At 56.9% G+C, this 23,485-nt stretch carries 25 protein-coding genes; 23 read left to right on the plus strand and 2 right to left on the minus strand.

Annotated features, from left to right (window positions below; genetic code table 11):
• Positions 1-214: 214 nt before the first annotated feature.
• From flhA to ATG98_RS13660, 14 genes are all read left to right on the plus strand, one after another.
• A complete protein-coding gene (gene flhA, locus ATG98_RS13595; protein ID WP_098423451.1) occupies positions 215-2,383 on the plus strand; it encodes a flagellar biosynthesis protein FlhA in 2,169 nt (722 codons plus the stop codon).
• A gap of 57 nt (positions 2,384-2,440) precedes the next feature.
• Positions 2,441-3,802, plus strand: a complete 1,362-nt coding sequence (gene flhF / locus ATG98_RS13600) for a flagellar biosynthesis protein FlhF (protein ID WP_098421584.1) — start codon at positions 2,441-2,443, stop codon at positions 3,800-3,802.
• A 101-nt stretch (positions 3,803-3,903) separates the two neighbouring features.
• Positions 3,904-4,716 (plus strand): MinD/ParA family protein, encoded by an 813-nt coding sequence (locus tag ATG98_RS13605; RefSeq protein WP_098421858.1) that lies wholly within the window; start codon positions 3,904-3,906, stop codon positions 4,714-4,716.
• Positions 4,717-4,743: 27 nt separating this feature from the next.
• The gene (locus ATG98_RS13610) at positions 4,744-5,484 is read left to right on the plus strand and encodes an RNA polymerase sigma factor FliA (RefSeq protein WP_098423453.1); all 741 of its coding nucleotides are present in this window, start codon (positions 4,744-4,746) and stop codon (positions 5,482-5,484) included.
• Between the two features lie 77 nt (positions 5,485-5,561).
• Positions 5,562-5,945 carry a chemotaxis response regulator CheY gene (gene cheY, locus ATG98_RS13615; protein ID WP_098423455.1) on the plus strand — a complete coding sequence of 128 codons (384 nt, stop codon included), beginning with the start codon at positions 5,562-5,564 and terminating at the stop codon, positions 5,943-5,945.
• A 20-nt stretch (positions 5,946-5,965) separates the two neighbouring features.
• Positions 5,966-6,751, plus strand: a complete 786-nt coding sequence (locus ATG98_RS13620; protein WP_098423457.1) for a protein phosphatase CheZ — start codon at positions 5,966-5,968, stop codon at positions 6,749-6,751.
• A 16-nt stretch (positions 6,752-6,767) separates the two neighbouring features.
• Positions 6,768-8,813, plus strand: coding sequence for a chemotaxis protein CheA (locus ATG98_RS13625; RefSeq protein ID WP_098423459.1), 2,046 nt, complete (start codon positions 6,768-6,770; stop codon positions 8,811-8,813).
• An 84-nt stretch (positions 8,814-8,897) separates the two neighbouring features.
• Positions 8,898-10,034, plus strand: coding sequence for a protein-glutamate methylesterase/protein-glutamine glutaminase (locus ATG98_RS13630; protein ID WP_098423461.1), 1,137 nt, complete (start codon positions 8,898-8,900; stop codon positions 10,032-10,034).
• Complete coding sequence (locus ATG98_RS13635) at positions 10,034-10,777, plus strand: flagellar motor protein (protein ID WP_098423463.1); 744 nt, start codon at positions 10,034-10,036, stop codon at positions 10,775-10,777. Before ATG98_RS13630 ends, ATG98_RS13635 begins: the two co-directional genes overlap by 1 nt.
• A 16-nt stretch (positions 10,778-10,793) precedes the next feature.
• The gene (gene motD / locus ATG98_RS13640) at positions 10,794-11,579 is read left to right on the plus strand and encodes a flagellar motor protein MotD (RefSeq protein ID WP_098423465.1); all 786 of its coding nucleotides are present in this window, start codon (positions 10,794-10,796) and stop codon (positions 11,577-11,579) included.
• Between the two features lie 125 nt (positions 11,580-11,704).
• Positions 11,705-12,502 (plus strand): ParA family protein, encoded by a 798-nt coding sequence (locus tag ATG98_RS13645; protein WP_098417738.1) that lies wholly within the window; start codon positions 11,705-11,707, stop codon positions 12,500-12,502.
• Positions 12,495-13,163 carry a chemotaxis protein CheW gene (locus ATG98_RS13650; RefSeq protein WP_098417739.1) on the plus strand — a complete coding sequence of 223 codons (669 nt, stop codon included), beginning with the start codon at positions 12,495-12,497 and terminating at the stop codon, positions 13,161-13,163. Before ATG98_RS13645 ends, ATG98_RS13650 begins: the two co-directional genes overlap by 8 nt.
• A gap of 141 nt (positions 13,164-13,304) precedes the next feature.
• Positions 13,305-13,793 (plus strand): chemotaxis protein CheW, encoded by a 489-nt coding sequence (locus ATG98_RS13655; RefSeq protein ID WP_098417740.1) that lies wholly within the window; start codon positions 13,305-13,307, stop codon positions 13,791-13,793.
• Between the two features lie 61 nt (positions 13,794-13,854).
• The gene (locus ATG98_RS13660) at positions 13,855-14,259 is read left to right on the plus strand and encodes a DUF2802 domain-containing protein (protein ID WP_098417741.1); all 405 of its coding nucleotides are present in this window, start codon (positions 13,855-13,857) and stop codon (positions 14,257-14,259) included.
• Between the two features lie 16 nt (positions 14,260-14,275).
• Here ATG98_RS13660 and ATG98_RS13665 read toward each other — a convergent pair whose 3' ends face one another.
• Together ATG98_RS13665 and ATG98_RS13670 are read right to left on the minus strand one after the other, a co-directional pair.
• Positions 14,276-14,566, minus strand: a complete 291-nt coding sequence (locus ATG98_RS13665) for an EscU/YscU/HrcU family type III secretion system export apparatus switch protein (protein ID WP_098417742.1) — start codon at positions 14,564-14,566, stop codon at positions 14,276-14,278.
• On the minus strand, positions 14,563-15,936 hold the full coding sequence (locus ATG98_RS13670) for a flagellar hook-length control protein FliK (protein ID WP_228706140.1): 1,374 nt from the start codon (positions 15,934-15,936) through the stop codon (positions 14,563-14,565). The genes ATG98_RS13665 and ATG98_RS13670 overlap by 4 nt, the downstream gene beginning before the upstream one ends.
• Before the next feature lie 119 nt (positions 15,937-16,055).
• Between ATG98_RS13670 and ccmA the strand changes: the two genes are divergently transcribed.
• From ccmA to ccmI, 9 genes are all read left to right on the plus strand, one after another.
• Positions 16,056-16,697 carry a cytochrome c biogenesis heme-transporting ATPase CcmA gene (gene ccmA / locus ATG98_RS13675; RefSeq protein ID WP_098417743.1) on the plus strand — a complete coding sequence of 214 codons (642 nt, stop codon included), beginning with the start codon at positions 16,056-16,058 and terminating at the stop codon, positions 16,695-16,697.
• Positions 16,687-17,394: a heme exporter protein CcmB gene (ccmB, locus tag ATG98_RS13680; protein ID WP_018402936.1), complete on the plus strand. Its 708-nt coding sequence runs from the start codon at positions 16,687-16,689 to the stop codon at positions 17,392-17,394. Before ccmA ends, ccmB begins: the two co-directional genes overlap by 11 nt.
• 35 nt (positions 17,395-17,429) lie before the next feature.
• On the plus strand, positions 17,430-18,179 hold the full coding sequence (locus ATG98_RS13685; protein WP_098417744.1) for a heme ABC transporter permease: 750 nt from the start codon (positions 17,430-17,432) through the stop codon (positions 18,177-18,179).
• Positions 18,179-18,427, plus strand: coding sequence for a heme exporter protein CcmD (ccmD, locus tag ATG98_RS13690; protein WP_098417745.1), 249 nt, complete (start codon positions 18,179-18,181; stop codon positions 18,425-18,427). The genes ATG98_RS13685 and ccmD overlap by 1 nt, the downstream gene beginning before the upstream one ends.
• A 14-nt stretch (positions 18,428-18,441) precedes the next feature.
• Complete coding sequence (gene ccmE / locus ATG98_RS13695) at positions 18,442-18,912, plus strand: cytochrome c maturation protein CcmE (RefSeq protein WP_098417746.1); 471 nt, start codon at positions 18,442-18,444, stop codon at positions 18,910-18,912.
• A 79-nt stretch (positions 18,913-18,991) separates the two neighbouring features.
• Positions 18,992-21,028 (plus strand): heme lyase CcmF/NrfE family subunit, encoded by a 2,037-nt coding sequence (locus tag ATG98_RS13700; protein WP_098423467.1) that lies wholly within the window; start codon positions 18,992-18,994, stop codon positions 21,026-21,028.
• Positions 21,028-21,564 (plus strand): DsbE family thiol:disulfide interchange protein, encoded by a 537-nt coding sequence (locus ATG98_RS13705; RefSeq protein ID WP_098417748.1) that lies wholly within the window; start codon positions 21,028-21,030, stop codon positions 21,562-21,564. The genes ATG98_RS13700 and ATG98_RS13705 overlap by 1 nt, the downstream gene beginning before the upstream one ends.
• The gene (locus ATG98_RS13710; protein WP_098423469.1) at positions 21,564-22,076 is read left to right on the plus strand and encodes a cytochrome c-type biogenesis protein; all 513 of its coding nucleotides are present in this window, start codon (positions 21,564-21,566) and stop codon (positions 22,074-22,076) included. Before ATG98_RS13705 ends, ATG98_RS13710 begins: the two co-directional genes overlap by 1 nt.
• Positions 22,077-22,135: 59 nt before the next feature.
• A complete protein-coding gene (gene ccmI / locus ATG98_RS13715; RefSeq protein WP_098423471.1) occupies positions 22,136-23,452 on the plus strand; it encodes a c-type cytochrome biogenesis protein CcmI in 1,317 nt (438 codons plus the stop codon).
• Positions 23,453-23,485 lie beyond the last annotated feature (33 nt).

The raw sequence follows: 23,485 nt of genomic DNA on the forward strand, positions 1-23,485 counted from the left end.
ATTGAGGGCGCGGGGTCGTTCACAAAGGCAACGACACAAAATGGCGAAAGGATACCGTATCTGGTGGTTTTCGTCAGGCTGCCGGCAGTAGAAAGTTGTAGGGGATTTCCTAAGGATTGGTATGGTTTTTGCGGTGTAACTGTTCAAACGCGCAAAAGCGCCAGAAATCAGGTCAGATCAGACCGATTTAGATCAATCTAGAGAGAAATCCGGCATGGATCGAGCTTTAGTCTTTAATAACGTCAAATCCCTGGCGAAGGGGAACCTCGGGGTTCCACTGATGCTGATGGGCCTGCTGGGCATGATGATTCTGCCTGTGCCGGCGTTTTTGCTGGACGTGTTTTTTACCTTCAACATAACCCTGTCCATCGTGATTCTGTTGGTGTGCGTGTACGCCCTGCGGCCGATGGATTTTGCTGCGTTCCCCACGGTTTTGCTGCTGGCGACCTTGCTGCGCCTGGCGCTTAACGTCGCATCTACCCGTATTGTGCTGCTCGAAGGCCATAATGGCGGAGATGCGGCCGGTAAAGTCATTGAGTCTTTCGGTGCGGTGCTGATTGGTGGTAACTACGCGGTTGGCCTGGTGGTGTTTGCCATCCTGATGATCATTAACTTTCTGGTGGTCACCAAAGGTGCCGGCCGGGTGTCGGAGGTGAGCGCCCGATTTACCCTGGACGCTATGCCCGGCAAGCAAATGGCCATCGACGCCGACTTGAACGCCGGTTTGATCAACCAGGAAGACGCCAAATTCCGCCGTAGAGAAGTGGCCGAGGAGGCCGATTTCTACGGTTCTATGGACGGTGCTTCGAAATTTGTGAAAGGCGACGCGGTCGCGGGCCTGCTTATTCTGGCCATTAACATCATTGGCGGGATTGCCATTGGTATGGCTCAGCACGGGCTGGATTTCGGCCTGGCGGTGGAGCGTTACGCGCTGCTGACCATCGGTGATGGCCTTGTGGCCCAAATTCCGTCGCTGCTGTTGTCTACGTCGGCGGCGATTATGGTCACCCGTACCACCTCCAGCCAGGATATGGGCAGCCAGATTCTGCAACAAATGTTCGATGTGCCCAAAGCTCTGGCTATTGCTGCCGGTATTCTGATTTTGCTGGGCCTGATTCCTGGTATGCCTCACGTAGCATTTCTGGGGCTGGGTTCGATGGCGGCGGCGGCGGCCTGGTTTACCTGGAAGAAAAATCAACAAACGGTAGAAGAGGATGGCAACTTTCCGGCACGTGGCGGTGCAAGTACTGGCGGCCGTGCCAGCGGTGGTGAATTGGTCAGCGGCGACAACGGTAGCGATTCTCTACCGGCACCGGCAGAGAATCGCGAGCTGGGCTGGGACGACGTCGCCACCGTAGACATTGTTGGCCTGGAAGTCGGTTACCGGCTTATTCCGTTGGTGGATAAAAGCCAGGGCGGGCAGCTGCTTAGCCGTATTAAAGGCGTGCGTAAAAAGTTGTCCCAGGATCTGGGTTTTTTGATGCCCTCGGTGCATATCCGCGACAACCTGGACTTAATGCCCAACGTTTACTGCATCACCCTGATGGGCGTCACCATTGCCGAAGCGGAGATTCACCCGGAGCGTGAGCTGGCCATCGACCCCGGCCAGGTGTTTGGCAAAGTGGAGGGTATAGAGGGCAAAGATCCGGCTTTTGGCCTTGATGCCATCTGGATAGAACCAGAGAAAAAAGACCAGGCCCAAAGTCTGGGCTACACCGTGGTAGACGCCAGCACCGTGGTGGCTACTCACCTGAATCAGGTTCTGCAGACCCACGCCTACGAGTTGCTGGGCCATGAAGAAGTGCAGAAGTGGCTGGACCAACTGGAAAAAGTATCGCCGAAACTGGCGGAAGAGCTGGTGCCCTCAGCGGTAAACATCAGCGTGTTGCTGCGAGTGCTGCAGAATCTGCTGAAAGAAGAGGTGCCAATTCGCGATATGCGCTCTATCGCCGAATCCATAGTGAACCTGCACCCACGCAGTCAGGATCCGAAAGCTTTGACCACAGTAACCCGCCAGGCCCTGCGGCGGATGATTGTGCAGAGCATCGTTGGTAACGAATCCGAAATACCGGTGATTACCCTGGATCCAGATCTGGAACAGTTATTGCTTAAGTCTGTGCAGCAGAGTCAACAATCCGGCGCCCAGGACGATATCGGGCTAGTGCTAGAGCCGAACATGGTGGAAAAACTCCAGCGTTCATTGCAAGACAGCGTGCAACGCCAGGAAGTGCTCGGTAAACCAGCGATTCTGCTGGTGTCCGGCCCGCTGAGGCCGGTGCTGGCAAAGTTCGCCAGTTACGGCATAGAACGCCTGCACGTACTGTCTTATCAGGAAGTGCCGGATAACAAACAGATTACCATCGTAGCGTCGGTAGGCCAGTAAAGGCGCAGACGACACACGGATAACGCCAGCCGCGTTCCCGGCAAAGGATGAACAAGTATGAAAGTAAAACGTTTTTTTGCACCCACAATGGCCGCAGCCCTGAAACAGGTCAGCGAACACATGGGGCCGGATGCGATGATACTTTCCAACCGCCGGGTAGACGGCGGCGTTGAAATTGTGACGGCCCTCGATTACGACGAAAACATGGCGCGCCAACGCTTAGGTGACAAAGCGATGGCAGCCACCAGCGGCACCCATCTGGCCGAGCTGCAGGCAGACCAGCAGCGCCACCTGGAAGACGAGCTTGGCCGCTCCCGTGATCGCATCCGCGGTGTGCGCGAGCAGCGCGCCGGAAGCGAGGCCGGTTACGGCTCCATTGCTGAAACTGTTAATGGCTTTGCCGATATGACCAGCGCAGATCCGTTTGCAGAGGGCGGCAGAACCTTGCCGGCCGGCGCTGACGGGCGTAGTGAAAACGCCGCAGCGCAAAGCGCTCAGCCTGCGGGTTATGCCGGGGAACTGGCGGCCATGCGTTCTGAAATAAGCAGTCTGCGCGAGCTGATGAGCGGTCAGGCTGCGCCTGCCGCGGTAAAAGACACCAGTGCCGGCGCCAATATTACAGCTCTTCAGCAGCGCTTGGCAGAACGCCTGGGTGAGTTTGGCTTAAGCCGCAAGTTGTCCGACAATCTCGCCCGCCGTCACCAGTCCGGGCGCCTGGAAGATGGCTGGAAGCAGTCTCTCAAAATGCTGGTTAACGGCGTGCGTACCTCGCGCCAGGAATGGCTGGATGAAGGCGGCGTATTTGCCCTTGTGGGACCTACCGGAGCGGGTAAAACCACTACCATCGGCAAACTTGCGGCTCGCTACGTGCTGCGCCACGGCGCCGACTCCCTAGCGTTGATTACCACCGATCGTTATCGGGTTGCGGCGCACGAACAATTGTTTGTGTTTGGCCGTATTCTTAGCGTTCCGGTACGGGTGGTTGATGAAAGCCACCCGCTGGATGAAATTCTGGATGAGTTGTCTGACCGTCGCCTGGTGTTGATTGATACCGCCGGGCTGACCAGCACCGATCGGGGCTATCAGGAGCAATTAGCCGAGCTGGTCCGCAGTCATCACAAAATCCGTACACATTTGGTGGTGTCTGCCACCAGCCAGCCGCGGATTATGAAATCCGTATGGCATTGCTATAAGATGGCAAACCTTGCCGGTTGTGTGATTACCAAGATCGATGAGGCTTTGACTCTGGGCGAAGTGCTGGGATTTGTTATGGAAACCAGTCTGCCGGTGGCTTGGTACACCGACGGCCAGAAAATACCCCAAGACTTGCACCCGGCGAAAGCGCTTGCTCTGGTGCAACTCGGTGTAGAACGTATGAAGGGTTTGCGGCAGGAGGAAGCCGTTGCCAGCGGGTCTTGAACACGCCGATTGTAAAAGCAGCAAAGCAAGCGGGCGGTACAGAACAGTGGGCAGCGGCAACGTCCGTTCCCGGTCAAACATGGCAAGAGGCCATCATCAATATGAGTAAAGCACATCCGGTTCAGGTAATTGCGGTCACTGGCGGTAAAGGTGGCGTTGGCAAAAGTAATGTGTCGGTCAACCTGAGCATTGCTCTGGCACAAAAGGGCCGTCGAGTGGTGCTGTTAGACGCCGACCTGGGGCTTGCCAATATCGATGTGCTGCTAGGCTTGAAAGTCAAACGCAATCTGCAAGACGTACTCAATGGCGACTGCGATTTGCGTGACGTGTTGGTAGATGGCCCCGGCGGCATCAAGATTGTGCCAGCCTCATCAGGTACCCAGCGCATGACCCAGCTCAGTGCCATGGAGCACGCCGGGCTGATTCACGCCTTCAGTGACATTGCCGACCAGATCGACGTACTGATTGTGGATACGGCCGCAGGCATCTCCGAATCGGTGGTCAGCTTTTTGCGGGCATCCCAGGAGCTGCTGTTGGTGGTGTGCGACGAGCCTACGTCGATTACCGACGCCTACGCCTTAATAAAGCTGATGAACCGCGATTACCGCACCAACCGCTTCCGGATTCTGGCCAATCAGGTAAACACCGAACAAGAAGGCCGGCTTTTGTATGAAAAACTGACCCGGGTTACAGAACGTTTCCTGGATGTGGCGTTACAATATGTAGGTATAGTGCCTTTCGACGAGGCCGTTAAAAAAGCGGTGCGGCGCCAGAAAGCGGTGTTGGAAGCTTACCCGCAAGCAAAGGCCTCGTTGGCTATTAGGGCTTTGGCTGAAAAAGTGGACAGTTGGCCGCTGCCATCATCGCCGCGGGGCCATCTCGAATTCTTTATAGAGCGGCTGGTCGAAGTTTAAAACACATCCCGTACAAAAAGCGGATTTATGACATTGGCGAAAGATCTCGGAGTCTACAAACGGTCGGGTGTTTCAGGCGCGTCCCGGCTGATTGAAGAGCACGCGTCCCTGGTCAAGAAAATTGCCCTCCACCTGCTGGCGCGATTGCCCGCCAGCGTTCAGCTGGAAGATCTGATGCAGGCTGGCATGATTGGCTTGCTTGAGGCGTCGCAGCGCTACGCCACGGGCAAAGGTGCGACCTTTGAAACCTACGCAGGTATTCGAATCCGTGGTGCCATGGTGGACGAAATCCGCAAAGGCGACTGGGTGCCGCGTTCGGTGCATAGAAATTCCCGGCGCATTTCCAAAGCTATCAAGGCTGTAGAGGACCGCGAGGGCCGCGAAGCCCAGGATGCCGAAGTGGCTGCCGAGCTGGATATGACGCTTTCGGAATATCACAGTTCCCTGGCTGATTCCAACAGCGGCCGGCTTTTTAGTCTGGATGAGCTCAATGAATCCGGCGAGCTGCCGATAGAACATTCAGAGACGGATGATAATCCGCTGCACGGGGTGTCAGAGTCGGCGTTTCGTAACAGTTTGGCGGCGGCCATTGAAACCCTGCCAGAACGTGAAAAACTGGTGCTGAGCCTGTATTACCAGGAAGAGTTGAACCTGAGGGAAATCGGTGCTGTGCTGGACGTCAGCGAAAGCCGGGTCAGCCAGATTCACAGCCAGGCTGCCTTGCGCTTACGTAGCCGGTTAGCCGACTGGAAAACGGACCCTACATAATTCTAGCGCCTGCAACCCGCGAGTTGCAGGCAGTGATGCAACGAGATTCGACTAGATTCCACCGATTGGAGGTCCTCTTGGACAAAAATATGAAAATTCTCATTGTGGACGACTTTTCCACGATGCGGCGCATTATCAAAAACCTGCTGCGTGACTTGGGCTTCACCAACACCGACGAAGCCGACGATGGCAATACGGCAATGCCGATGCTGAAAACCGGCAAGTACGACTTCCTGGTGACCGACTGGAACATGCCCGGCATGTCCGGTTTTGACCTGCTCAAGATTGTTCGCGCCGACGATCAGCTGAAAACCCTGCCGATCCTGATGGTGACGGCCGAAGCCAAGCGCGACCAGATTGTCGCTGCAGCGCAGGCCGGTGTGAACGGCTACATTATAAAGCCGTTCACTGCCGCCGTTCTCAAAGAAAAAATCGAAAAAATCTTTGAGCGAATTCAGTAACCGGAGAGTGGATACAAACCATGAGCAATTCAACAGGCGAGCGCCATGCCCTGGAACCAGAGCTGACGGAAAAATTAAAGCAACAGTCTGAACAGCTGGTTGAGAGCGTGCGCGCGGGCGATTATTCCCGCGCTATGGCGATGATCAGCGAGCTTGCAGAAGTGCGAGATCAGGGCTTGTACCACGAAGTAGGGCGGCTAACCCGCAGCCTGCATGAAGCCATGCGTAATTTTCAGATTGATCCGCGCAACCCCGAACAGCAAGAAGCTCTGTCAAAAATGACCGACGCCTCCGATCGTCTGGAATACGTGGTGAAAATGACGGGTCAGGCGGCGAATCGCACCATGGATCTGGTAGAAGAAAGCATGCCGGTCGCCCGTCATTTTCAAGACGAAGCCCAAGATCTGCACCAGCAGTGGCAGCGCCTTCGGCGGCGGGATATGGCACCGACCGAATTCCGCGAGTTGCACGCTCGCATGGACCAGTTTTTGGCGGCGTTGAACACCGACGCCGGCAAGCTGTACGGTAACCTCTCAGAAATTTTGTTGGCTCAGGATTATCAAGACCTGACAGGCCAGGTTATTCAAAATGTGGTCACCCTGGTGCGTGAAGTGGAAGACAACCTGGTGAGCCTGGTGGTGATGGCAGGCCACGTAGACCAGTTGACCGGTACAGTGCACCAGATTGAGGACAAACAGCCCTCGGCTGAACAGGGTGTGGGTCCGCAAATGCAGCCTGAACAACGCAAAGATGTGTTGTCGGGTCAGGATGACGTGGATGACCTGTTGTCCAGTCTTGGTTTCTGAGCAATGAGGAACAAACATGTCGTTTGATGGCGATGAAGAAATCCTGCAGGACTTTCTGGTTGAAGCCGGTGAGATTCTTGAACTGTTGTCTGAGCAGCTGGTGGATCTGGAGCAGAATCCTGACGACAGCAATTTGCTGAATGCCATCTTCCGTGGTTTTCACACGGTCAAAGGCGGCGCTGGTTTTTTGCAGTTGGATGCCCTGGTGAACTGCTGTCACTCGGCGGAAAACGTATTCGATACCCTGCGCAATCACAAGCGCAAAGTAACCTCTGAACTGATGGACGTCGTGCTGGAAACTCTGGACAACGTGAATGCCATGTTCGAAGAGGTGCGCCAGAGCGAAGCGCTCACACCGGCGCCGCAGGAACTGATTGATCGGCTGGATCAGCTGGCTTTGCCCGAAGGCGAGGTTGCTGTCCATTCAGCTGTGCCCGACACAGCACCGACCAGCGCCGACCAGGGTGACATTACCGATGACGAATTCGAGCAGCTGCTCGACGCCCTGAACGGCGACGAACCAGCACCAGCGGCTGCCAGCGAAACCAGTGCGGACAGCCCGGTTGCAAGCGGCAATGGCGACATCAACGACGACGAATTCGAAGCACTACTAGACCAGCTTCACGGTAAAGGTAAGTTCGCCGGCGCCCCGGCAGCCGCCAAAGAAACTGCTGCTGAGGCCAGCAGTGCCCAGCCAGCCAATATCTCTGACGACGAATTCGAAGCACTGCTGGACCAGCTTCATGGCAAGGGTGGCCGTCCGACAGCGGCCGCTGCGGCTGCGTCCGCAGCGCCAGCGTCTGTTAAAAAACCGGAAGCGGCCAAGGTTTCAGCAGCGGCCAAAGCTTCAGCCGAGCCGGCACCCGCCAAAGCGCCGCCCCGCGATGCGGCCCCGGCCGCTCCAGAAACCAGCGTGCGGGTAGACACCAAGCGCCTGGACGACATTATGAATATGGTGGGCGAGCTGGTGCTGGTGCGAAACCGCCTGCAACGCCTGAGTGACCAAAGCGAAGACGAACAGATGCACAAAGCAGTGGCCAATCTGGATGTGGTCACCACTGACCTGCAGGCTGCCGTTATGCAAACCCGCATGCAGCCCATCAAGAAAGTGTTTGGCCGTTTCCCGCGGGTGGTACGTGACCTTGCCCGCAGCCTGAAAAAAGAAATCAATCTGGTGATGCACGGCGAAGACACCGATCTTGACAAGAATCTGGTGGAAGCACTGTCAGATCCGTTGGTGCACCTGGTGCGCAACTCGGTGGACCACGGAATTGAAAGCCCGGAAGAGCGGGAGCGGGCCGGCAAGCCCAGAACCGGCACCATTACCCTTTCGGCCGAGCAAGAGGGTGATCACATCCTGCTGTTGATCACCGACGACGGCGCCGGCATGAACGCCGAGGTGTTGCGCCGCAAAGCAGTCGAAAAGGGCATGTATGACCAGGATGGCGCAGACCGGCTGACCGATCAGGAATGCTACAACCTGATATTTGCCGCCGGCTTTTCCACCAAAGACCAGATTTCCGATGTGTCTGGCCGTGGTGTGGGTATGGACGTGGTGAAAACCAAAATCAGCCAGCTCAACGGCCAGCTTAGCGTGGTGTCAAAGCTGGGCGAAGGCTCAAGCATTGTGATCAAAGTGCCACTGACCCTGGCCATCATGCCTACGCTGATGATTATGCTTGCTGATCAGTCGTTCGCACTGCCGTTGGTTAACGTGGTGGAAATTTTCCACCTTAATTTGAGCAAGACCAACGTGGTAGATGGCCGCGAGTGTGTTGTTGTACGCGACAAGGTATTTCCCCTGTTCCACATCAAGCGTTGGCTCATTCGTGGCGGTGCTGGAAACGTTGAGCCGGAAAACGGCCACGTGGTGATTGTGTCTATGGGTACCCGCCAGGTCGGGTTCGTGGTTGACCAGCTGGTAGGCCAGGAAGAAGTGGTGATTAAACCTCTTGGCCGCGGGCTTCTGGGTACGCCGGGTATGGCTGGCGCCACCATTACCGGCGATGGCCGGATCGCGCTGATTATCGATGTGCCCAGTTTGCTGCAGCATTACAGCTAACACCGATTTGTTGTTGATTAGCCGACGCTTAATCGTCGGAATGCCGCCGGCCTGGCGGATGGCTGGCATCGCCCGGAGAAGTAAATGACGGTTTCTGTGCTGATTGTTGATGATTCCAGTTTCTTTCGCAAACGCCTGAGTGAAATTCTTGGCGCGTCTGGCCAGATTACCGTGGTTGGTACCGCCAGCAACGGCCGCGAAGCCGTAGAGCAAGCGGAAAAACTGCGTCCTGACGTGATTACCATGGATTACGAAATGCCGGTCATGGACGGGATTACGGCCGTGCGGGAAATACTGCGCAAACATCCGATACCGGTGCTGATGTTTTCGTCGCTTACTTATGAAGGTGCGCGGATAACCCTGGATGCGCTGGAAGCTGGAGCCGTGGATTTCCTACCCAAGAATTTCGAGGAAATTGCCGGTAACAGCAGTCAATTACAAAAAATTCTGGTGGAACGTGTTGTTAGTATCGCCCGTAGCCGTCCTGGCAGCGCTGCGAGTATTCGCGCTCGTGGGCCACACGTGTCAACCATTGAAACTGCGGCTGATCGCGCAGTGGCTCCAACGCTACAGCGGCGCCCATTAGTTGATCGCCCCGCCGCAGCAGCGGTTGCAAGCCCGGAGCGCTATCAGCGGCGTACGCCACCCAGGCACTACACAGTGGTGGCGATCGGCACCTCGACCGGTGGCCCGGTGGCTCTGCAAAATGTACTCATCGGCCTACCCGCCAGCTTTCCCGCGCCGCTGATTCTGGTGCAGCACATGCCCGCCAGTTTCACCCAAGCTTTTGCCGAGCGCCTGAACCGGTCTTGCCAAATACAGGTGCGCCAGGCAGAAGACGGCGATCTGTTGCGCCCCGGCCTGGCTTTGCTGGCACCCGGCGGCAAACAGATGATGGTGGAAAACCGCGGTGGCCAAAGTCGGATACGCATATTACCCGGCGATGACCGGCTCAATTATAAACCTTCGGTGGATGTCACCTTTGGTTCGCTGGCGCGCAGCTTTCCCGGTAAAACCTTGGGCATTGTTTTAACGGGCATGGGCGCAGATGGCCGGGAAGGCTGCCGCATGATGAAACAGAGCGGCTCGATTGTGTGGTCGCAGGATGAAAAAAGCTCGGTGATTTACGGCATGCCCATGGCGGTGGCCAAAGCCGGATTGAGTGACGAAATCCTGGCGCTGAACGACGTTTGCCAGCGGCTTAAAGATGGAGTCAGCTGATGGATGTGCTTAGCCTTCTTGGCGTTATCCTGGCGTTTGTCGCGATTTTGGGGGGCAATCTGCTTGAAGGCGGTGCACTGGCTTCCCTGTTCAACGCGCCGGCGGCGCTGATTGTTATTGGCGGTACCCTGGCGGCCACCATACTGCAAACCTCCTGGCCGGTTCTGAAACATGCGTTCAGCCAGTCCCGCTGGGTGTTTGTGCCGCCGTTTGTCAGCCTGGAAGACGGCCTTGATAAAGTTGTGAACTGGAGCGTTATCGCCCGCAAAAAAGGCCTTCTGGGGCTTGAGGGGCTAGCAGAAAGCGAGCCGGAGCGGTTTGTGCAAAAAGGCTTGCTGCTGTTGGTCGACGGCGCCGAAAGCAACACCATTCGCAGCATCATGGAAGTAGAGCTGGACACCCGGGAGCAGCGGGATCTGGATTCGGCGCGGGTGTTTGAAGCCATGGGTGGCTATTCGCCCACCATCGGCATTATTGGTGCGGTGATGGGGCTGATTCAGGTAATGACCAACCTGGAAGACCCGCAGTCACTGGGCAGTGGCATAGCCACCGCTTTTGTTGCCACCATCTACGGGGTGGCGTTGGCTAACCTGCTGTTTTTCCCGGTGGCCAATAAACTGCGCGGGCTGGTGCGCGAGCGCACCCGCTACGAAGACATGATAATCGAAGGCCTTATTGCCATCGCTGAAGGTGAAAACCCGAAATCCATTGAAATCCGCTTGCGTGGATTTCTTCCCTGGTAGCGAGTGTTAATGGCTTATGCGACGCCGCAAACCGCCCCAAGACGATTTTCACAACAAAGAGCGTTGGCTCATTTCCTACGCCGACTTCATTACCTTGCTGTTCGCGTTTTTTGTGGTGATGTATTCGGTGTCTTCGGTTAACGAAGGCAAATACAAGGTGCTGTCGAATACTTTGACCGGTGTTTTCAACGCCCCGGAGCGCTCGGTTGTGCCAATTACCGTTGGCGAACAGCAGGTTGTTGGTGGGCGCACTGAAAGCGATGCCGTCATCGCGCCTGTGGTTACCGAGGCACCTGTCAGTTCGTCAGCGCCGGACAGCGCCGGCCGGTCGCGTGGGCTTCAGGAGCTGGCCGGCCAGCTCGGGTTGGAGTTTAGTGAACTGATTGAGACGGGCGTGATATCTCTGAACACAGATGATGAGTGGTTGCAGCTGAATTTGCCCAACAGCCTGTTGTTTGGCAGCGGCGACGCTGAACCCCATTACGACTCCTTCGCAGTGATGGAAAAAATTGCGGGCGTGCTGCGCGACACCGACAACGCCATTCGCATTGAAGGTTTTACCGATAACTTGCCCATTCGCAGTGGTCGCTTTCCGTCAAATTGGGAGCTGTCGGCTGCCCGCGCGTCGGTTTTGGTGCGCATGCTGGTGATGGAGGGTATCGACCCGGCGCGGCTGGCGGCGGTGGGGTATGGCGAACATCAGCCGGTGGCGCGCAACGATACCGACGAAGGCCGTCGCCGTAATCGCCGCGTGGTGCTGCTGATTTCCCGCGATGCCAACATTCGCGGTGCTATACGATGAACCTGGCACGATTTCTGTAGTCTTTCTTTTAAAGAAGAGTGAACAGCGCTTTTTCAGTAGCGAACCACAACACAACGGCAATGTATTGCCGTGTGAAATGCCGGGGGCAGGCAGGAGAATCAAACGTGCGAATTTGGGCAGTGGCTAATCAGAAAGGCGGGGTGGGTAAAACCACCACCGTGGTTGCCTTGGGCGACCTGTTGGTAAGCCGTGGTAAGCGTGTGCTGATGCTGGATATGGATCCGCACGGTTCGCTCACCAGCTGGTTTGGTTATGACCCAGACCGCCTCAAGCACAGCCTGTTTGATCTGTTTCAGCACCAGGGAAAAGTACCCGAAGGCCTGCCTTCACAGCTGATTACCGACACCGGCGTGCCTAATCTTACGTTACTGCCGGCCAGCACTGCCCTGGCAACCCTGGAAAGGCGGATGATCGGTGCTGAAGGCATGGGTCTGGTGGTTTCCCGCGCGCTGGCGCAGCTGTGGGATGATTTTGACTATGTGCTGGTGGATAACACCCCAACATTGGGCATGCTGATGGTTAACGGCCTAGCGGCGGCAAGCCATTTGATTATTCCGGTGCAAACCGAGTTTTTGGCCATTAAGGGTCTTGAGCGCATGTTGCACACCCTGCACATGATTAGCCGTTCGCAGAAAAATCCCCTGAGCTATACCATTGTGCCCACTCTGTTTGACCGCCGAACCCAAGCCTCGAATAAAAGCCTGAATATGCTGCGTGATACCTATCCGCATCAGCTTTGGCGTTTTGCCATACCGGTAGACACAAAGTTCCGGGATGCCAGCCAGGCTGGGTTGGTGCCCTCAGCGGTAGACACCAACACCCATGGAGTGCGCGCTTATCGCCGCCTGCTTGACGATTTAATGGCGCAAACCGGTACCTGGCGGGAGCCGTCTGGTGGCTGACAAAAAAATGACACAGCTGGCGGATCCGCAAGCCGCCATCGCCAGTTATCTGGACGACCTGCTGCATACCGCCACCGACCAGGCGCTTCAGCAGGATACGCAGGCGCAAGTCGTTGTTGCCAGACCGACGGTGGTAATAACGCCACGGCCGCTGCCGGTTAAGCCAGAACCGGTGATTGCTGAGCCGCAGGCAAGGCCGGAGTGGGCCGAAAAGCCATTTGAATGTCTGATTTTTACCGTGGCAGGCTTGCAGCTGGCGGTACCCTTGGTGTTGCTAGGCGCCATTCACCGCATTGAAGACGACATAATGCCGATGCCCGGAAGTCCGTCCTGGTATATGGGCATTCGCCCGGCCCGGGACAAAAACCTGCGGGTGGTCGACAGTGCCGAGTGGATTATGGCGGGTCGGGCGCCGGCAAACGCACGCGCTAATTATCGGTTTGTGATACACCTTAACAACAGTAACTGGGGACTGGCTTGTGATAATGTAGCTCAATCCTTTACTTTGAGCCCTCAGCAGGTGCGCTGGCGCACGTCGCGTAGCAAGCGGCCATGGCTGGCAGGCACAGTGATTGAGCAGATGTGCGCGCTGCTAGACGTTCAGAGCATGGCGCATCTGCTGGTTCGTGCCGAGCGCGAACAGCACCTGGATTTAAGCTGAACAGGCCCGGCGAGTGTTCAGTGCTAACAAAGTTTAGTGCTGGCACGATTCATGCCCCTTAAATAGCGTATAGGGGCGCTAATGATGATTTTTTGACGGTCAGGCTGCCTGCACGGCAGCCGCATATGGAGATTTAACACAATGGCAGCCCCAAGCGGACAGCAAAATCAGACCAAGGATGACCAGGTACTGCAGTATGTGACCTTTCGTCTGGATGATGAAACTTACGGCATCAACGTAATGCAGATTCAGGAAGTGCTGCGTTACAGCGAGATTGCACCGGTACCGGGTTCACCGGACTACGTTCTGGGCATCATTAACCTGCGCGGCAACGTGGTAACGGTGATTGATACCCGTCGGCGTTTTGGCTTGAACGATGCCGACATCACCGACTCAAGCCGTATTGTGGTGATGGAGTCTGCCGATCAGGTGATGGGTATTCTGGTAGATTCGGTGGCCGAGGTGGTTTACCTCAAGTCCAGTGAAATTGAAACCGCGCCCAATGTGGGCAGCGAAGAAAGTGCCCGCTTTATTCAGGGCGTGTGTAACAAAAATGGCGAACTGATCATTCTGGTCGAGTTCGACAAGATGCTGACAGATCACGAATGGGCGGATATCTCGACGCTGTAAGGGTCTTGGGCCGGCAGTGAACGCAGATCGACGCCCTGACGCACACCAAGGAGACGTTGCTATGTTTGCTGATGTATTTGCCGAGATTCCCCAATGGGTGCCCTGGATTCTGGTCGCTACAGCTCTGTCTTTGCTGGTGGCTCAAATTGTCTTGCAAGGGCGGCAGTTGCGGGGGTTGCAGGCGGCGCTAAAAAGCCGATGTGACATTCTTGGCCGCGAACTGCACGCCACTGCCAGCACCGGAATGGGGGTTGGCCAGCGCTTGGTAGCCTGCGAGCGCCAACTGCACGAACTGCGAACCACCATCGAAGAAATGCGCCAGAACGATCCGTTGCGGGTGTCTTACGACGAAGCCGCACGGCTGGTTGATCTTGGCGCCGATATCGACGACCTGATGAACACCTGCGGCATTTCCCGGCCCGAGGCAGAACTGGTGTCTGCCCTGAAGAAACGCCAGGCAGCCTGACCCCCGGTTTCTGGCGTTATTGACCGGCGTCTTCCGGTGTCAGACCCCGTATGTGAAAGGCGAAGGCCAGAATTTCTGCCACCAGCTGGTACAGCTGTTCGGGAATTTCCTCATTCAGGGACAGCCGCGCCAGGGTGCTGGCCAGCTCGGCGTTTTCGTATAAGGGCACCCCGTGTTCACGGGCAATGCGGATAATCTCATCCGCAAGTTCGTGATTGCCAACAGCGCTGATGGTGGGGGCCCGCTCACCGTCGTATTTTAACGCGACGGCCGCTGATGCCTGTTGCGGCTCGTTATTTTTGCTCATGCTTTGGTATCCACCAGTCGATGTTGCAGCTTTGTCGCTACCGGACCCGGGTTGCCCTGGCGACACTCCAGATCCGCCACTTCGAGCCCCAGCTCCGTCAGGCTGCTGCGCAGCAGCGGCAGTTGTTGGTGCACCTGGCGCAGGGTGGCCAGTTTCTCTGCCCACACCAGAGCGCTCACCGCCTGTTGGCGCAGGCTCACTTCGAATTGCAACGGGCCGGCCTGGTCCAGATCCATCGCCAGCACCAGGCGCCACTCGCCAACGCTCGTTCGTGATGGCCCGCGGCCGTCTTTGCCCGGATGCTGCTCAATCCGCAGCTGCGCCAGCTTGGGTTGCTGCTGCGGGTTCATCCAGGGCAGTTCCAGCAACAGGGTGTTAGTGGGCGCGCCGGCATCTGTGCTACCGCGAGCGTTCAACACCTGAGTGTGCAGCTGGTTTACGGTTATGCGGTTGAGCATACCGGCCAGAATTCGCAGCAATTGCCCCACGTTGGGCGGTTCTTCTCTAGCGCTGCTACCGGTGCTTGCCTGAGCCATGGCGAACGCGCCGGGGAACTGTAACGGCGCCTGAATCAGCGCTGGGCTTGCCAGCGGTGTTAGCCGGTTGAACTGCTCTGGCCCGTGGCCCTGCTGTGCCAGAAGCGCGGTGATTACCCGGCCAATGGCCAGTTTCAGATCGGGTAGGGTTGCCGACGGTGTTGCTGCCAGTCGCGCCTCTGCAAACAGCCCACTTTCGCTCAGCCATTGCTGTACCTGTTGCACCGCCGCGGTCTGCTGGCCGGCCCCTGGCGCAAGCTGGTTGCTGGCGGGTAAACGCGCAAATAATTGTTCCAGAGCCTGGCGCGCGGCTTGTGGCAGAGGCTGCGCGGCGGCGCCCGAGACAGCCTGCGAGGGCAGTTGGCCGAGTGGTGTGTCGGCTTTCACACCTTGCTGTAAGCCTGCCATCAGTCGTGCCAGCCCGCTGTCCAGGCTTTGCTGCCAAGGCAGGCGTTGCACCAGCGCCTGTGCCAGGCTGACTTCCGGGGCAGCTGCCAGTTTGCCCATCAGCTGCAATTCGTTGCCTGCACGCAGCACTTTTATCCAGTCGCCGGCCTGAAGTTTGGTTTCGCCAATACTGGCCTGAACTTGAAGCGGTTTGCCGCGGATGTCCAACAGCAGCTCGGCGCCACCATCCCGGCGTTGAATGACCTCGGTAACCCGTGCCAGCAGATTTTCGTTACGGCCCATCTGCAATTGGTCCAGTACCCGCTGGGCGCTTAGCGCGGTCGATGTAAGCGGGGCTGGGGCAGGCGCGTTAGCGCTGCCCTGCGGCGGCCGGCTGTCGGCGCTGGCGGTTGGTGGAGATTGGGGCGGGTTGGTGGGAAGTTTCATCGCTACCAAATTGACCTGGAAATGGGTAATCACTGGCTGCTTTCGCTATAATGTGCCGCGCCAATATTGAATACACACGATGCCAGCCTGCGCTGCATCGATACGGAACCGGGGCCCGGATGTCTGAACCGCTGCTACAGGCGATCAATTTACAGTGTGAACGCGACGGGCGGGAACTGTTCCGTGATTTATCGTTTTCCATACTGCCCGCAACCGTGACCCGTGTCGAGGGTGCCAACGGCTCTGGTAAAACCACCCTGCTACGTATATTGGCAGGCCTTAGCGATGCCTGGGCTGGCCAGTTGTTGTGGTGCGGCGAGCCGCGTTCCCGCGTGCGCGAGTCGTTTCTACGCAATGTGCTATATCTGGGCCACCGGCCGGGCATAAAGCCGTTGCTGTCGCCGCTGGAAAACTTGCGAGCGCTGATGGCCGGTCGCCGCCCGATGGGCGACAAAGCCCTGTTGCAGGCGCTTGCCAGGACCGGTCTGGCGGGCTACGAGCAGGTGCCGTGCCGGCACTTGTCAGCCGGTCAGCAGCGGCGGGTGGCGCTGGCGCGCCTGTTGGTTGCGGACGAACCCCTGTGGCTACTAGACGAGGTATTCACCGCCATTGATGCCAGTGGCGTGGCGGCTATCGAAAACCTGCTGCAAGAGCGCGCCGCTGAGGGCGGAGCCGTGGTGTTTACCACCCATCACAACGTACAGATTGCCGGTACGAAGCGACTGGTACTCACACCGGGGGCTGTTGGTTATGATGATTAAACCTCTGGATCAGGCCGTTGGTTCCATTGATGCCATGAAAGCGGTGTTCGCTCGCGATATGAAAGTGGCTTTTCGCCAGCGTCAGGATTTGCTCAACCCCTTGTTGTTTTTCATGATGGTGGTCACCCTGTTTCCGCTGGGCGTGAGCCCGGAAATCTCATTTTTGCAGGAAGCCGGGGCCGGCATTCTGTGGGTGGCGGCACTGTTGTCGGTGCTCTTGTCACTGGATCATCTGTTTCGTCACGATTTTGACGACGGCACACTGGAGCAGTTGGTGCTGCAGCCACAGCCGCTGTTCTTGCTGGTGTTGGCCAAAACCATGGCGCACTGGGTGCTAACCGGATTGCCGCTGGTGTTGTTAACGCCGGTTTTGGGTGTAATGGTGCATCTGGACGGGAACTCTATCGCTATTTTGTGTCTAACGCTGCTAATCGGAACACCTGTTCTTAGTTTGATCGGTGCGATTGGTGCGGCGTTAACTCTGGGTTTGCGATCAGCGGGTGTACTCTTGTCCCTGTTGATTATTCCTTTGTACATTCCGGTGCTGATTTTCGGTACCGGCACTGTTGCCGCCGCCGCCGAAGGTGCCCCGGTTGGCGCCTATCTGGCGTTGCTGGGCGCGTTTCTGGTGCTGGCTTTGACTCTGGCGCCTTTTGCCAGCGCAGCGGCGCTGAAAGTCAGCCTGTCAAACAGCTGACAAATCGATTCAAACAGAGGCAAGGTATTTAACTGATGTGGCAATTTTTTCACAAGCTGGGATCACCAAAATGGTTTTACGGGATTGCCACCCGGCTAATGCCCTGGTTGCTGGTATTTGGATTGCTGTGTCTCGGCGCTGGTTTGGTGTGGGGCCTGGCGTTTGCGCCTAAGGACTACCTGCAGGGCAACAGCTATCGCATTATTTTTATTCATGTGCCGTCGGCGTTTTTGGCCCAGTCGGTTTACATCATAATGGCCTCGGCCGCGGTGGTTACACTGGTGTGGCGCATGAAGCTGGCCGATGTGTTTGTCAAAGCCGCAGCGCCGGTGGGCCTGGTGCTCACCTTTATATCGCTTTTTACTGGCGCGGTTTGGGGCAAGCCCACTTGGGGCACCTGGTGGATCTGGGATGCGCGGCTGACATCGATGCTGATCCTGTTGTTTCTGTATGGTGGGGTGATCGCTCTTGACCGCGCCATTAATGATGAAAAATCGGCCGCCCGCGCCGTGGCCATATTGGTGCTGGTGGGCGTGGTGAACATTCCGATTATCAAATATTCTGTGGATTGGTGGAATACTCTGCATCAGCCGGCCACCTTCAAGCTGACAGAGAAACCCAGCATGCCGGCGGAAATGTGGGTGCCGCTGCTGTTGTCGGTCATTGGCCTGTATCTATTGTTTGGCTGGCTGGCGTGTCTGCGTATGCAGACGGAAATTCTGATACGTGAACAGCGCACCCGCTGGGTACAGGATCTGTTTCATGTGAATGGAGGTGTCAGATAATGGCGTTTGACTCCTTCGGTGCATTTTTGACAATGGAAGGCCATGGCCCCTATGTATGGGCTAGTTACGGTGTATTTTTTGTGTTGATGGCGGTGCTGATGGTGGGTTCTTATCGGCGCCGCAATGCGGTACTGAAAAGCTGCCGTCAGCACGCCGGTTCCCGCTCGTCGCGGGCGCCAAAACCAGATTCGGACACGGCGCCGGCGGCAGCGGCCAGCTTCACCCGTGTTGATGTTTCCCAAGACTGAGTGGCTGAAAAACCATGCACCCGATCCGTAAAAAACGTTTGACCATTGTGCTGTTCCTGCTGGCCGGCCTTGCCGTGGCGGTAGGCTTGACCACCTACGCCCTGCGCCAGAATATCAATCTGTTTTATGATCCTACCCAGATCGCCGCGGGAGAAGCACCGGCGGATGTGCGCATTCGCGCCGGTGGCATGGTGGAAGAAGGTTCTGTGCTGCGCGATACGGAAAGCCTGAAAGTGGCATTCAAGGTGACTGACTTTACTGAATCCGTCACCGTTGAGTACGTGGGTATCCTGCCCGACCTGTTTGCCGAAGGGCAGGGTATTGTGGCCATGGGTAGATTAAACAGCGAAGGCGTGTTTGTGGCCGACCAGGTACTGGCCAAACACGATGAAAACTACATGCCACCGGAAGTGGCTGACGCTCTGGCAAAAGCCTCCGAAAGCCGCGACATCGCGTCTGAAGCTACCAAAACCCTGACCAACTGATGCCCGTTAAACGCCCGATACGCAGGGGTGTGTGGCAAGTGTGTGGTGTATGGCAAATATGTGGAGTATGGAAAATATGATGTATCCGGAACTCGGACAGTTTGCACTCATTCTGGCGCTGCTGTTGGCGATTTTGCTGTCAGTGGTGCCCTTGGTGGGTTCGGTCACCGGCCGCGATAGCTTGCAGGCGTTTGCCCGGCCGCTAACGGCAGGCATGTTTGTATTTGTCGCCGTGGCCTTTGGTATTCTGACCTACGCTTTTATGATAGATGACTTCTCGGTGGCTTATGTCGCCAACAACAGCAATAGTCTGTTGCCCTGGTATTACAAATTCAGTGCGGTTTGGGGCGGCCACGAAGGTTCTCTTCTGCTGTGGATTCTGATGCTGGCGGGTTGGACCCTGGCGGTAGCGGTATTTTCCCAGCGCCTGCCCACGGTGATGGTGTCCCAGGTGTTGTCTGTGCTGGGTATGGTGTGCGTGGGTTTTTTACTGTTCATCGTTATGACCTCAAATCCGTTTGAGCGAATACTGCCCAACATTCCCGCAGATGGCGCCGACCTGAACCCTTTGTTGCAGGATTTTGGCCTGATTATTCACCCGCCTATGCTGTACATGGGCTATGTGGGCTTTTCAGTGGCTTTTGCCTTTGCCATTGCGGCACTGATTAACGGTCGCTTGGACGCCGCCTGGGCGCGTTGGTCGCGGCCCTGGACCACTGTTGCCTGGGCTTTCCTGACCATCGGCATTGCTTTGGGCAGTTGGTGGGCCTATTACGAGCTTGGCTGGGGCGGCTGGTGGTTCTGGGATCCGGTCGAGAACGCGTCGCTGCTACCCTGGTTGTCGGGTACTGCACTGATTCACTCGCTGGCGGTGACGGAAAAACGCGGAGTGTTCAAAAGCTGGACCGTTTTGCTGGCCATTGTGACCTTTGCCTTGAGCCTGCTTGGCACCTTCCTGGTGCGGTCTGGAGTACTGACCTCGGTGCATGCTTTCGCCTCGGACCCCGAGCGCGGCACCTTCCTGCTGGTTTTGTTGGCCATCACGGTGATTGGCAGCCTGATTCTGTACGCGGTTCGTGCACCCACTGTGCACGTGCGCGCCCGTTACGGTTCCATGTCGCGGGAAATTTTCCTGCTGCTGAATAACGTCATGCTGGTGTCGGCTACCTTGCTGGTGGCGGTGGGCACGCTTTATCCGCTGGTGCTGGACTCACTGGATATGGGCAAGTTGTCTATTGGCGAGCCGTTTTTCAATTTGACCTTTGCTCCGCTGGCCATCGCCGCCGGGCTGTTAATGGGTGTTGGTGTTTTTTCGCGCTGGAAGAAAACCGACGCTGGTTGGTTGGCACGCAAACTGCTGTGGCCGCTGGCCCTCAGCATTCTGATCAGCGCTGCGGCGATTGTCGGTTACGGCGAGTTCAAGATTATGGCTTTTCTTGGCATTTTCACCGCGGTGTGGGTGGCTGTGGCCACGTGCTGGGACCTGTGGGACAAGTCGAACTCACGTAAGGGCCGGATGCATGGGCTCAAGCGGCAGTCGCGCAGCTATTACGGTATGGTGCTGGGGCATCTGGGCCTGGCGATGATCATCGCAGGCGCAACGGTGGTATCTAATTACGGCATTGAGCGCGACGTTCGTATGGAGCTGGGCGATGTTGCCACCGTGGGTGACTATCAGTTTGTGTTTACCGACATTGGCCAGCGCCAGGATGCGAACTTTACCGCCCAGTACGGAGGTTTTGACGTGTTGTTGGACGGCCGTAAAGTGGCTGAATTGCACCCGGAAAAACGCCAGTATTCGGTGGGCATGAGCGTGATGACCGAAGCAGACATAGATGCGGGCTTTACCCGCGACATTTTTGTCGCTATTGGTGAGCGCATCTCAGACAACGCCTGGGCCATTCGCCTGCAGTACAAACCTCTGATTCGCTGGTTGTGGCTGGGGGCTTTCATAACGGCGCTTGGCGGCTTCCTGGCGGTTAGTGACAAGCGCTATCGCATTCGAGAGCGGGTAACCGAGCCAAAAGCCAAACCTGCCGACAGTGGCTCCCTTGTCGCGAACCCGGCGATGACCTCTGTTACAAAATCGGCAATGACGTCGGAGGCTCGGTCTTGATGAAACGGGTTCTGTTGTTTTTGCCGTTGCTGGTGGCTCTGGTTTTAGGTGTGTTGCTGTTTTCCGGCATCGGTAAAGACCCGACAAAGCTGGAATCGGCCCTGGTGGGTAAAACCATGCCGGAGTTCGCTCTTGAAGACCTGCACCGGCCAGAGGTGCAAGTCAGCCAGCAGGTGTTCCAGGGTGAGCCCAGTCTGTTAAATGTGTGGGGTACCTGGTGCCCGGCGTGTCGTGACGAGCATGCTGATTTGATGTGGCTGGCCAAGAATGAAGGCGTGCCCATTGTGGGGCTGAACTACAAAGACCAGCGTGCCGAGGCCAAAGCATGGCTAGAGCGCCTGGGCGACCCCTACAGCACCAGTATTTATGACCCCAAAGGCAGCCTGGGTTTTGATCTGGGCGTGTACGGCGCTCCGGAAACCTTTGTAATTGGTGCTGACGGCACGGTGCTGCATCGCCACGTGGGCGTGGTGAACAAGCAGGTGTGGGAAGAGACACTAAGGCCCATTTTGAACCAGGCGGGAGGCCAGTACTGATGGCGATTTCCAGGCTATTCAGCCGCTTTGCACCGGCGTGGTTGGCAGCCCTGCTGATTGTTCTGGCGCTGCCGGCACAGGCGGTGGTGCGCGACGTTTATAGTTTTGACACTGAGGAAAAACAGCAACGTTACCAGACCATGATCGCCGAGCTGCGCTGCCCCAAGTGCCAGAACCAGAATATTGCCGACTCCAACTCGCCAATTTCCGAAGACATGCGTGACGAAGTCTTTCGGATGATGACAGACGGCTCCAGCGACGTAGAAATCATGGATTCGCTGGTGGGACGGTTTGGCGAGTTTATCCGCTACAAGCCCTTGGTAGAAAAGCGCACCCTGTTGTTGTGGGCGACACCGGCCATTTCAGTGCTTGGCGGCCTTTTGATTGTAGGCGGTATTGTTTTGCGTTCGCGCCGCAACAACCAGATTGACAGCGAACTGAGCGCCGAGGAACGCGCGCGAGTGGAGAAGATTATGGACGGGCACAGCGGCAAATCGGACTCACAGGTGTAACGCCCAGAACAAACCGCAATCACATTTAACGATTTTCTCTCATCGGTAACGGGATTTTCATGAGCAATATGTTTTGGATTGCCGCAGCTTTATTAATTGTGCTGGCATTGGCCTTTGTGCTGTATCCGGTTTTGTTTCACCGCTCCGGCCGGAGCCAACAGGTAAACCAGCGTAATCAGAATCTGCTGGCTTACCGTTCGCGCATGCAGGAGCTAGACGCCGAATACGAGGCCGGCGTGCTTGATCAAGACAACTACCAACAGCTAAAAACCGAGCTTGGCGGTTCCATGCTCGATGACATTCCTGAAAACGAAACGCCTGCCGCCTCAACCCCTGGCCGCAAAACCGGCATGGCGGTGGCGCTGGTGTCCATTCTGGCGATTCCCGCTTTGACCCTTATGCTGTATGAGCGCTGGGGTGCTATGGATCAGGTAGAGCAGTTCATCACCATGGAACAGCTGGGCGGCGGCGATGACGCCGATCGGGAGCAACAGATGGCGTCGCTGGCGGCGCAGTTGCAGGCCAAGCTAGAAGCCAGCCCGGACAACCCCGACGGCTGGGCCATGCTGGGGCAGACCTATATGCGCATGGAAAAATACCCTCAGGCGGCACAGGTGTTTCAGCGGTTGGAGCAAAGCGTAGAACGTGCCGGCGGTGACGACCCGTCCCGCGCCATGGCTTTGGGCCTGGCAGGCCAGGCGATGTTTTTTCAATACCAGGGTGCCATGAACGCAGAAGTGCAGCAGGTGATTTCCAGCGCGTTGGAGCTTGACCCAAACGAGGTTAATGCCCTTGGCCTGCTGGGCATCAGCGCCTTTGGCCAGGAAAACTACCGCGAAGCGATTGGCTTCTGGCAGCGTATTGTTCAGGTAGCGCCAGACCACCCGCAGCGCGATTCTATTGAGGGTGGCATTACCGAAGCCTATAACCGCTTGGGCGAAACACCACCTGAGAGTTTCCTGGCATCAACTCAGGCTCCTGTTCAGCAATCGGCTCAGGCCGTGGCGAGTGATGGCCCAGGTGTCACCGTAAGCGTTAGCCTGGACGAAGCTTTCTGGAACGACGTGCCTGCGGATACCACGCTGTTCGTGTTTGCCCGCCAGGCCAACGTCAACAGCGGGGCACCGCTGGCGGTTGCGCGCTTCACAGCTGCTGACATGCCGCTGGAAATCCGCCTGGACGACTCCATGGCCATGTCTCCGCAGAATACGATTTCCTCGGTTGAAACAGTGATGGTCACGGCGCGCCTCAGTCCCAGTAGCAGTGTTATGGCCAGCGCCGGCGACTGGCAGGGCAGTTTGGCAACTCCGGCCACGGTAGCTTCTGGAGAGCATTCGCCTCTGACGCTGGTGATTGATAGTCTATTGATTGAATGAACATGGCCTTGCCGCGGTAGCGCCGCATACGCT

The organism is Marinobacter sp. LV10R520-4, from assembly GCF_002563815.1.
Taxonomy (GTDB): domain Bacteria; phylum Pseudomonadota; class Gammaproteobacteria; order Pseudomonadales; family Oleiphilaceae; genus Marinobacter.

Excerpts from the sequence above, each read along its gene's own strand:
- flhF (WP_098421584.1), top strand. The coding sequence starts at position 2,441 with ATGAAAGTAAAACGTTTTTTTGCACCCACAATGGCCGCAGCCCTGAAA.
- motD (WP_098423465.1), top strand. The coding sequence starts at position 10,794 with ATGCGACGCCGCAAACCGCCCCAAGACGATTTTCACAACAAAGAGCGT.
- ccmD (WP_098417745.1), top strand. The coding sequence starts at position 18,179 with ATGGCGTTTGACTCCTTCGGTGCATTTTTGACAATGGAAGGCCATGGC.
- ATG98_RS13710 (WP_098423469.1), top strand. The coding sequence starts at position 21,564 with ATGGCGATTTCCAGGCTATTCAGCCGCTTTGCACCGGCGTGGTTGGCA.
- ccmB (WP_018402936.1), top strand. The coding sequence starts at position 16,687 with ATGATGATTAAACCTCTGGATCAGGCCGTTGGTTCCATTGATGCCATG.
- ATG98_RS13620 (WP_098423457.1), top strand. The coding sequence starts at position 5,966 with ATGAGCAATTCAACAGGCGAGCGCCATGCCCTGGAACCAGAGCTGACG.
- ATG98_RS13630 (WP_098423461.1), top strand. The coding sequence starts at position 8,898 with ATGACGGTTTCTGTGCTGATTGTTGATGATTCCAGTTTCTTTCGCAAA.
- ATG98_RS13635 (WP_098423463.1), top strand. The coding sequence starts at position 10,034 with ATGGATGTGCTTAGCCTTCTTGGCGTTATCCTGGCGTTTGTCGCGATT.
- ATG98_RS13625 (WP_098423459.1), top strand. The coding sequence starts at position 6,768 with ATGTCGTTTGATGGCGATGAAGAAATCCTGCAGGACTTTCTGGTTGAA.
- ATG98_RS13605 (WP_098421858.1), top strand. The coding sequence starts at position 3,904 with ATGAGTAAAGCACATCCGGTTCAGGTAATTGCGGTCACTGGCGGTAAA.
- ccmE (WP_098417746.1), top strand. The coding sequence starts at position 18,442 with ATGCACCCGATCCGTAAAAAACGTTTGACCATTGTGCTGTTCCTGCTG.
- ATG98_RS13700 (WP_098423467.1), top strand. The coding sequence starts at position 18,992 with ATGTATCCGGAACTCGGACAGTTTGCACTCATTCTGGCGCTGCTGTTG.
- ATG98_RS13685 (WP_098417744.1), top strand. The coding sequence starts at position 17,430 with ATGTGGCAATTTTTTCACAAGCTGGGATCACCAAAATGGTTTTACGGG.
- ATG98_RS13705 (WP_098417748.1), top strand. The coding sequence starts at position 21,028 with ATGAAACGGGTTCTGTTGTTTTTGCCGTTGCTGGTGGCTCTGGTTTTA.
- ATG98_RS13655 (WP_098417740.1), top strand. The coding sequence starts at position 13,305 with ATGGCAGCCCCAAGCGGACAGCAAAATCAGACCAAGGATGACCAGGTA.
- ccmI (WP_098423471.1), top strand. The coding sequence starts at position 22,136 with ATGAGCAATATGTTTTGGATTGCCGCAGCTTTATTAATTGTGCTGGCA.
- ATG98_RS13610 (WP_098423453.1), top strand. The coding sequence starts at position 4,744 with ATGACATTGGCGAAAGATCTCGGAGTCTACAAACGGTCGGGTGTTTCA.
- ccmA (WP_098417743.1), top strand. The coding sequence starts at position 16,056 with ATGTCTGAACCGCTGCTACAGGCGATCAATTTACAGTGTGAACGCGAC.
- ATG98_RS13670 (WP_228706140.1), bottom strand. The coding sequence starts at position 15,936 with ATGAAACTTCCCACCAACCCGCCCCAATCTCCACCAACCGCCAGCGCC.
- ATG98_RS13660 (WP_098417741.1), top strand. The coding sequence starts at position 13,855 with ATGTTTGCTGATGTATTTGCCGAGATTCCCCAATGGGTGCCCTGGATT.
- ATG98_RS13665 (WP_098417742.1), bottom strand. The coding sequence starts at position 14,566 with ATGAGCAAAAATAACGAGCCGCAACAGGCATCAGCGGCCGTCGCGTTA.
- flhA (WP_098423451.1), top strand. The coding sequence starts at position 215 with ATGGATCGAGCTTTAGTCTTTAATAACGTCAAATCCCTGGCGAAGGGG.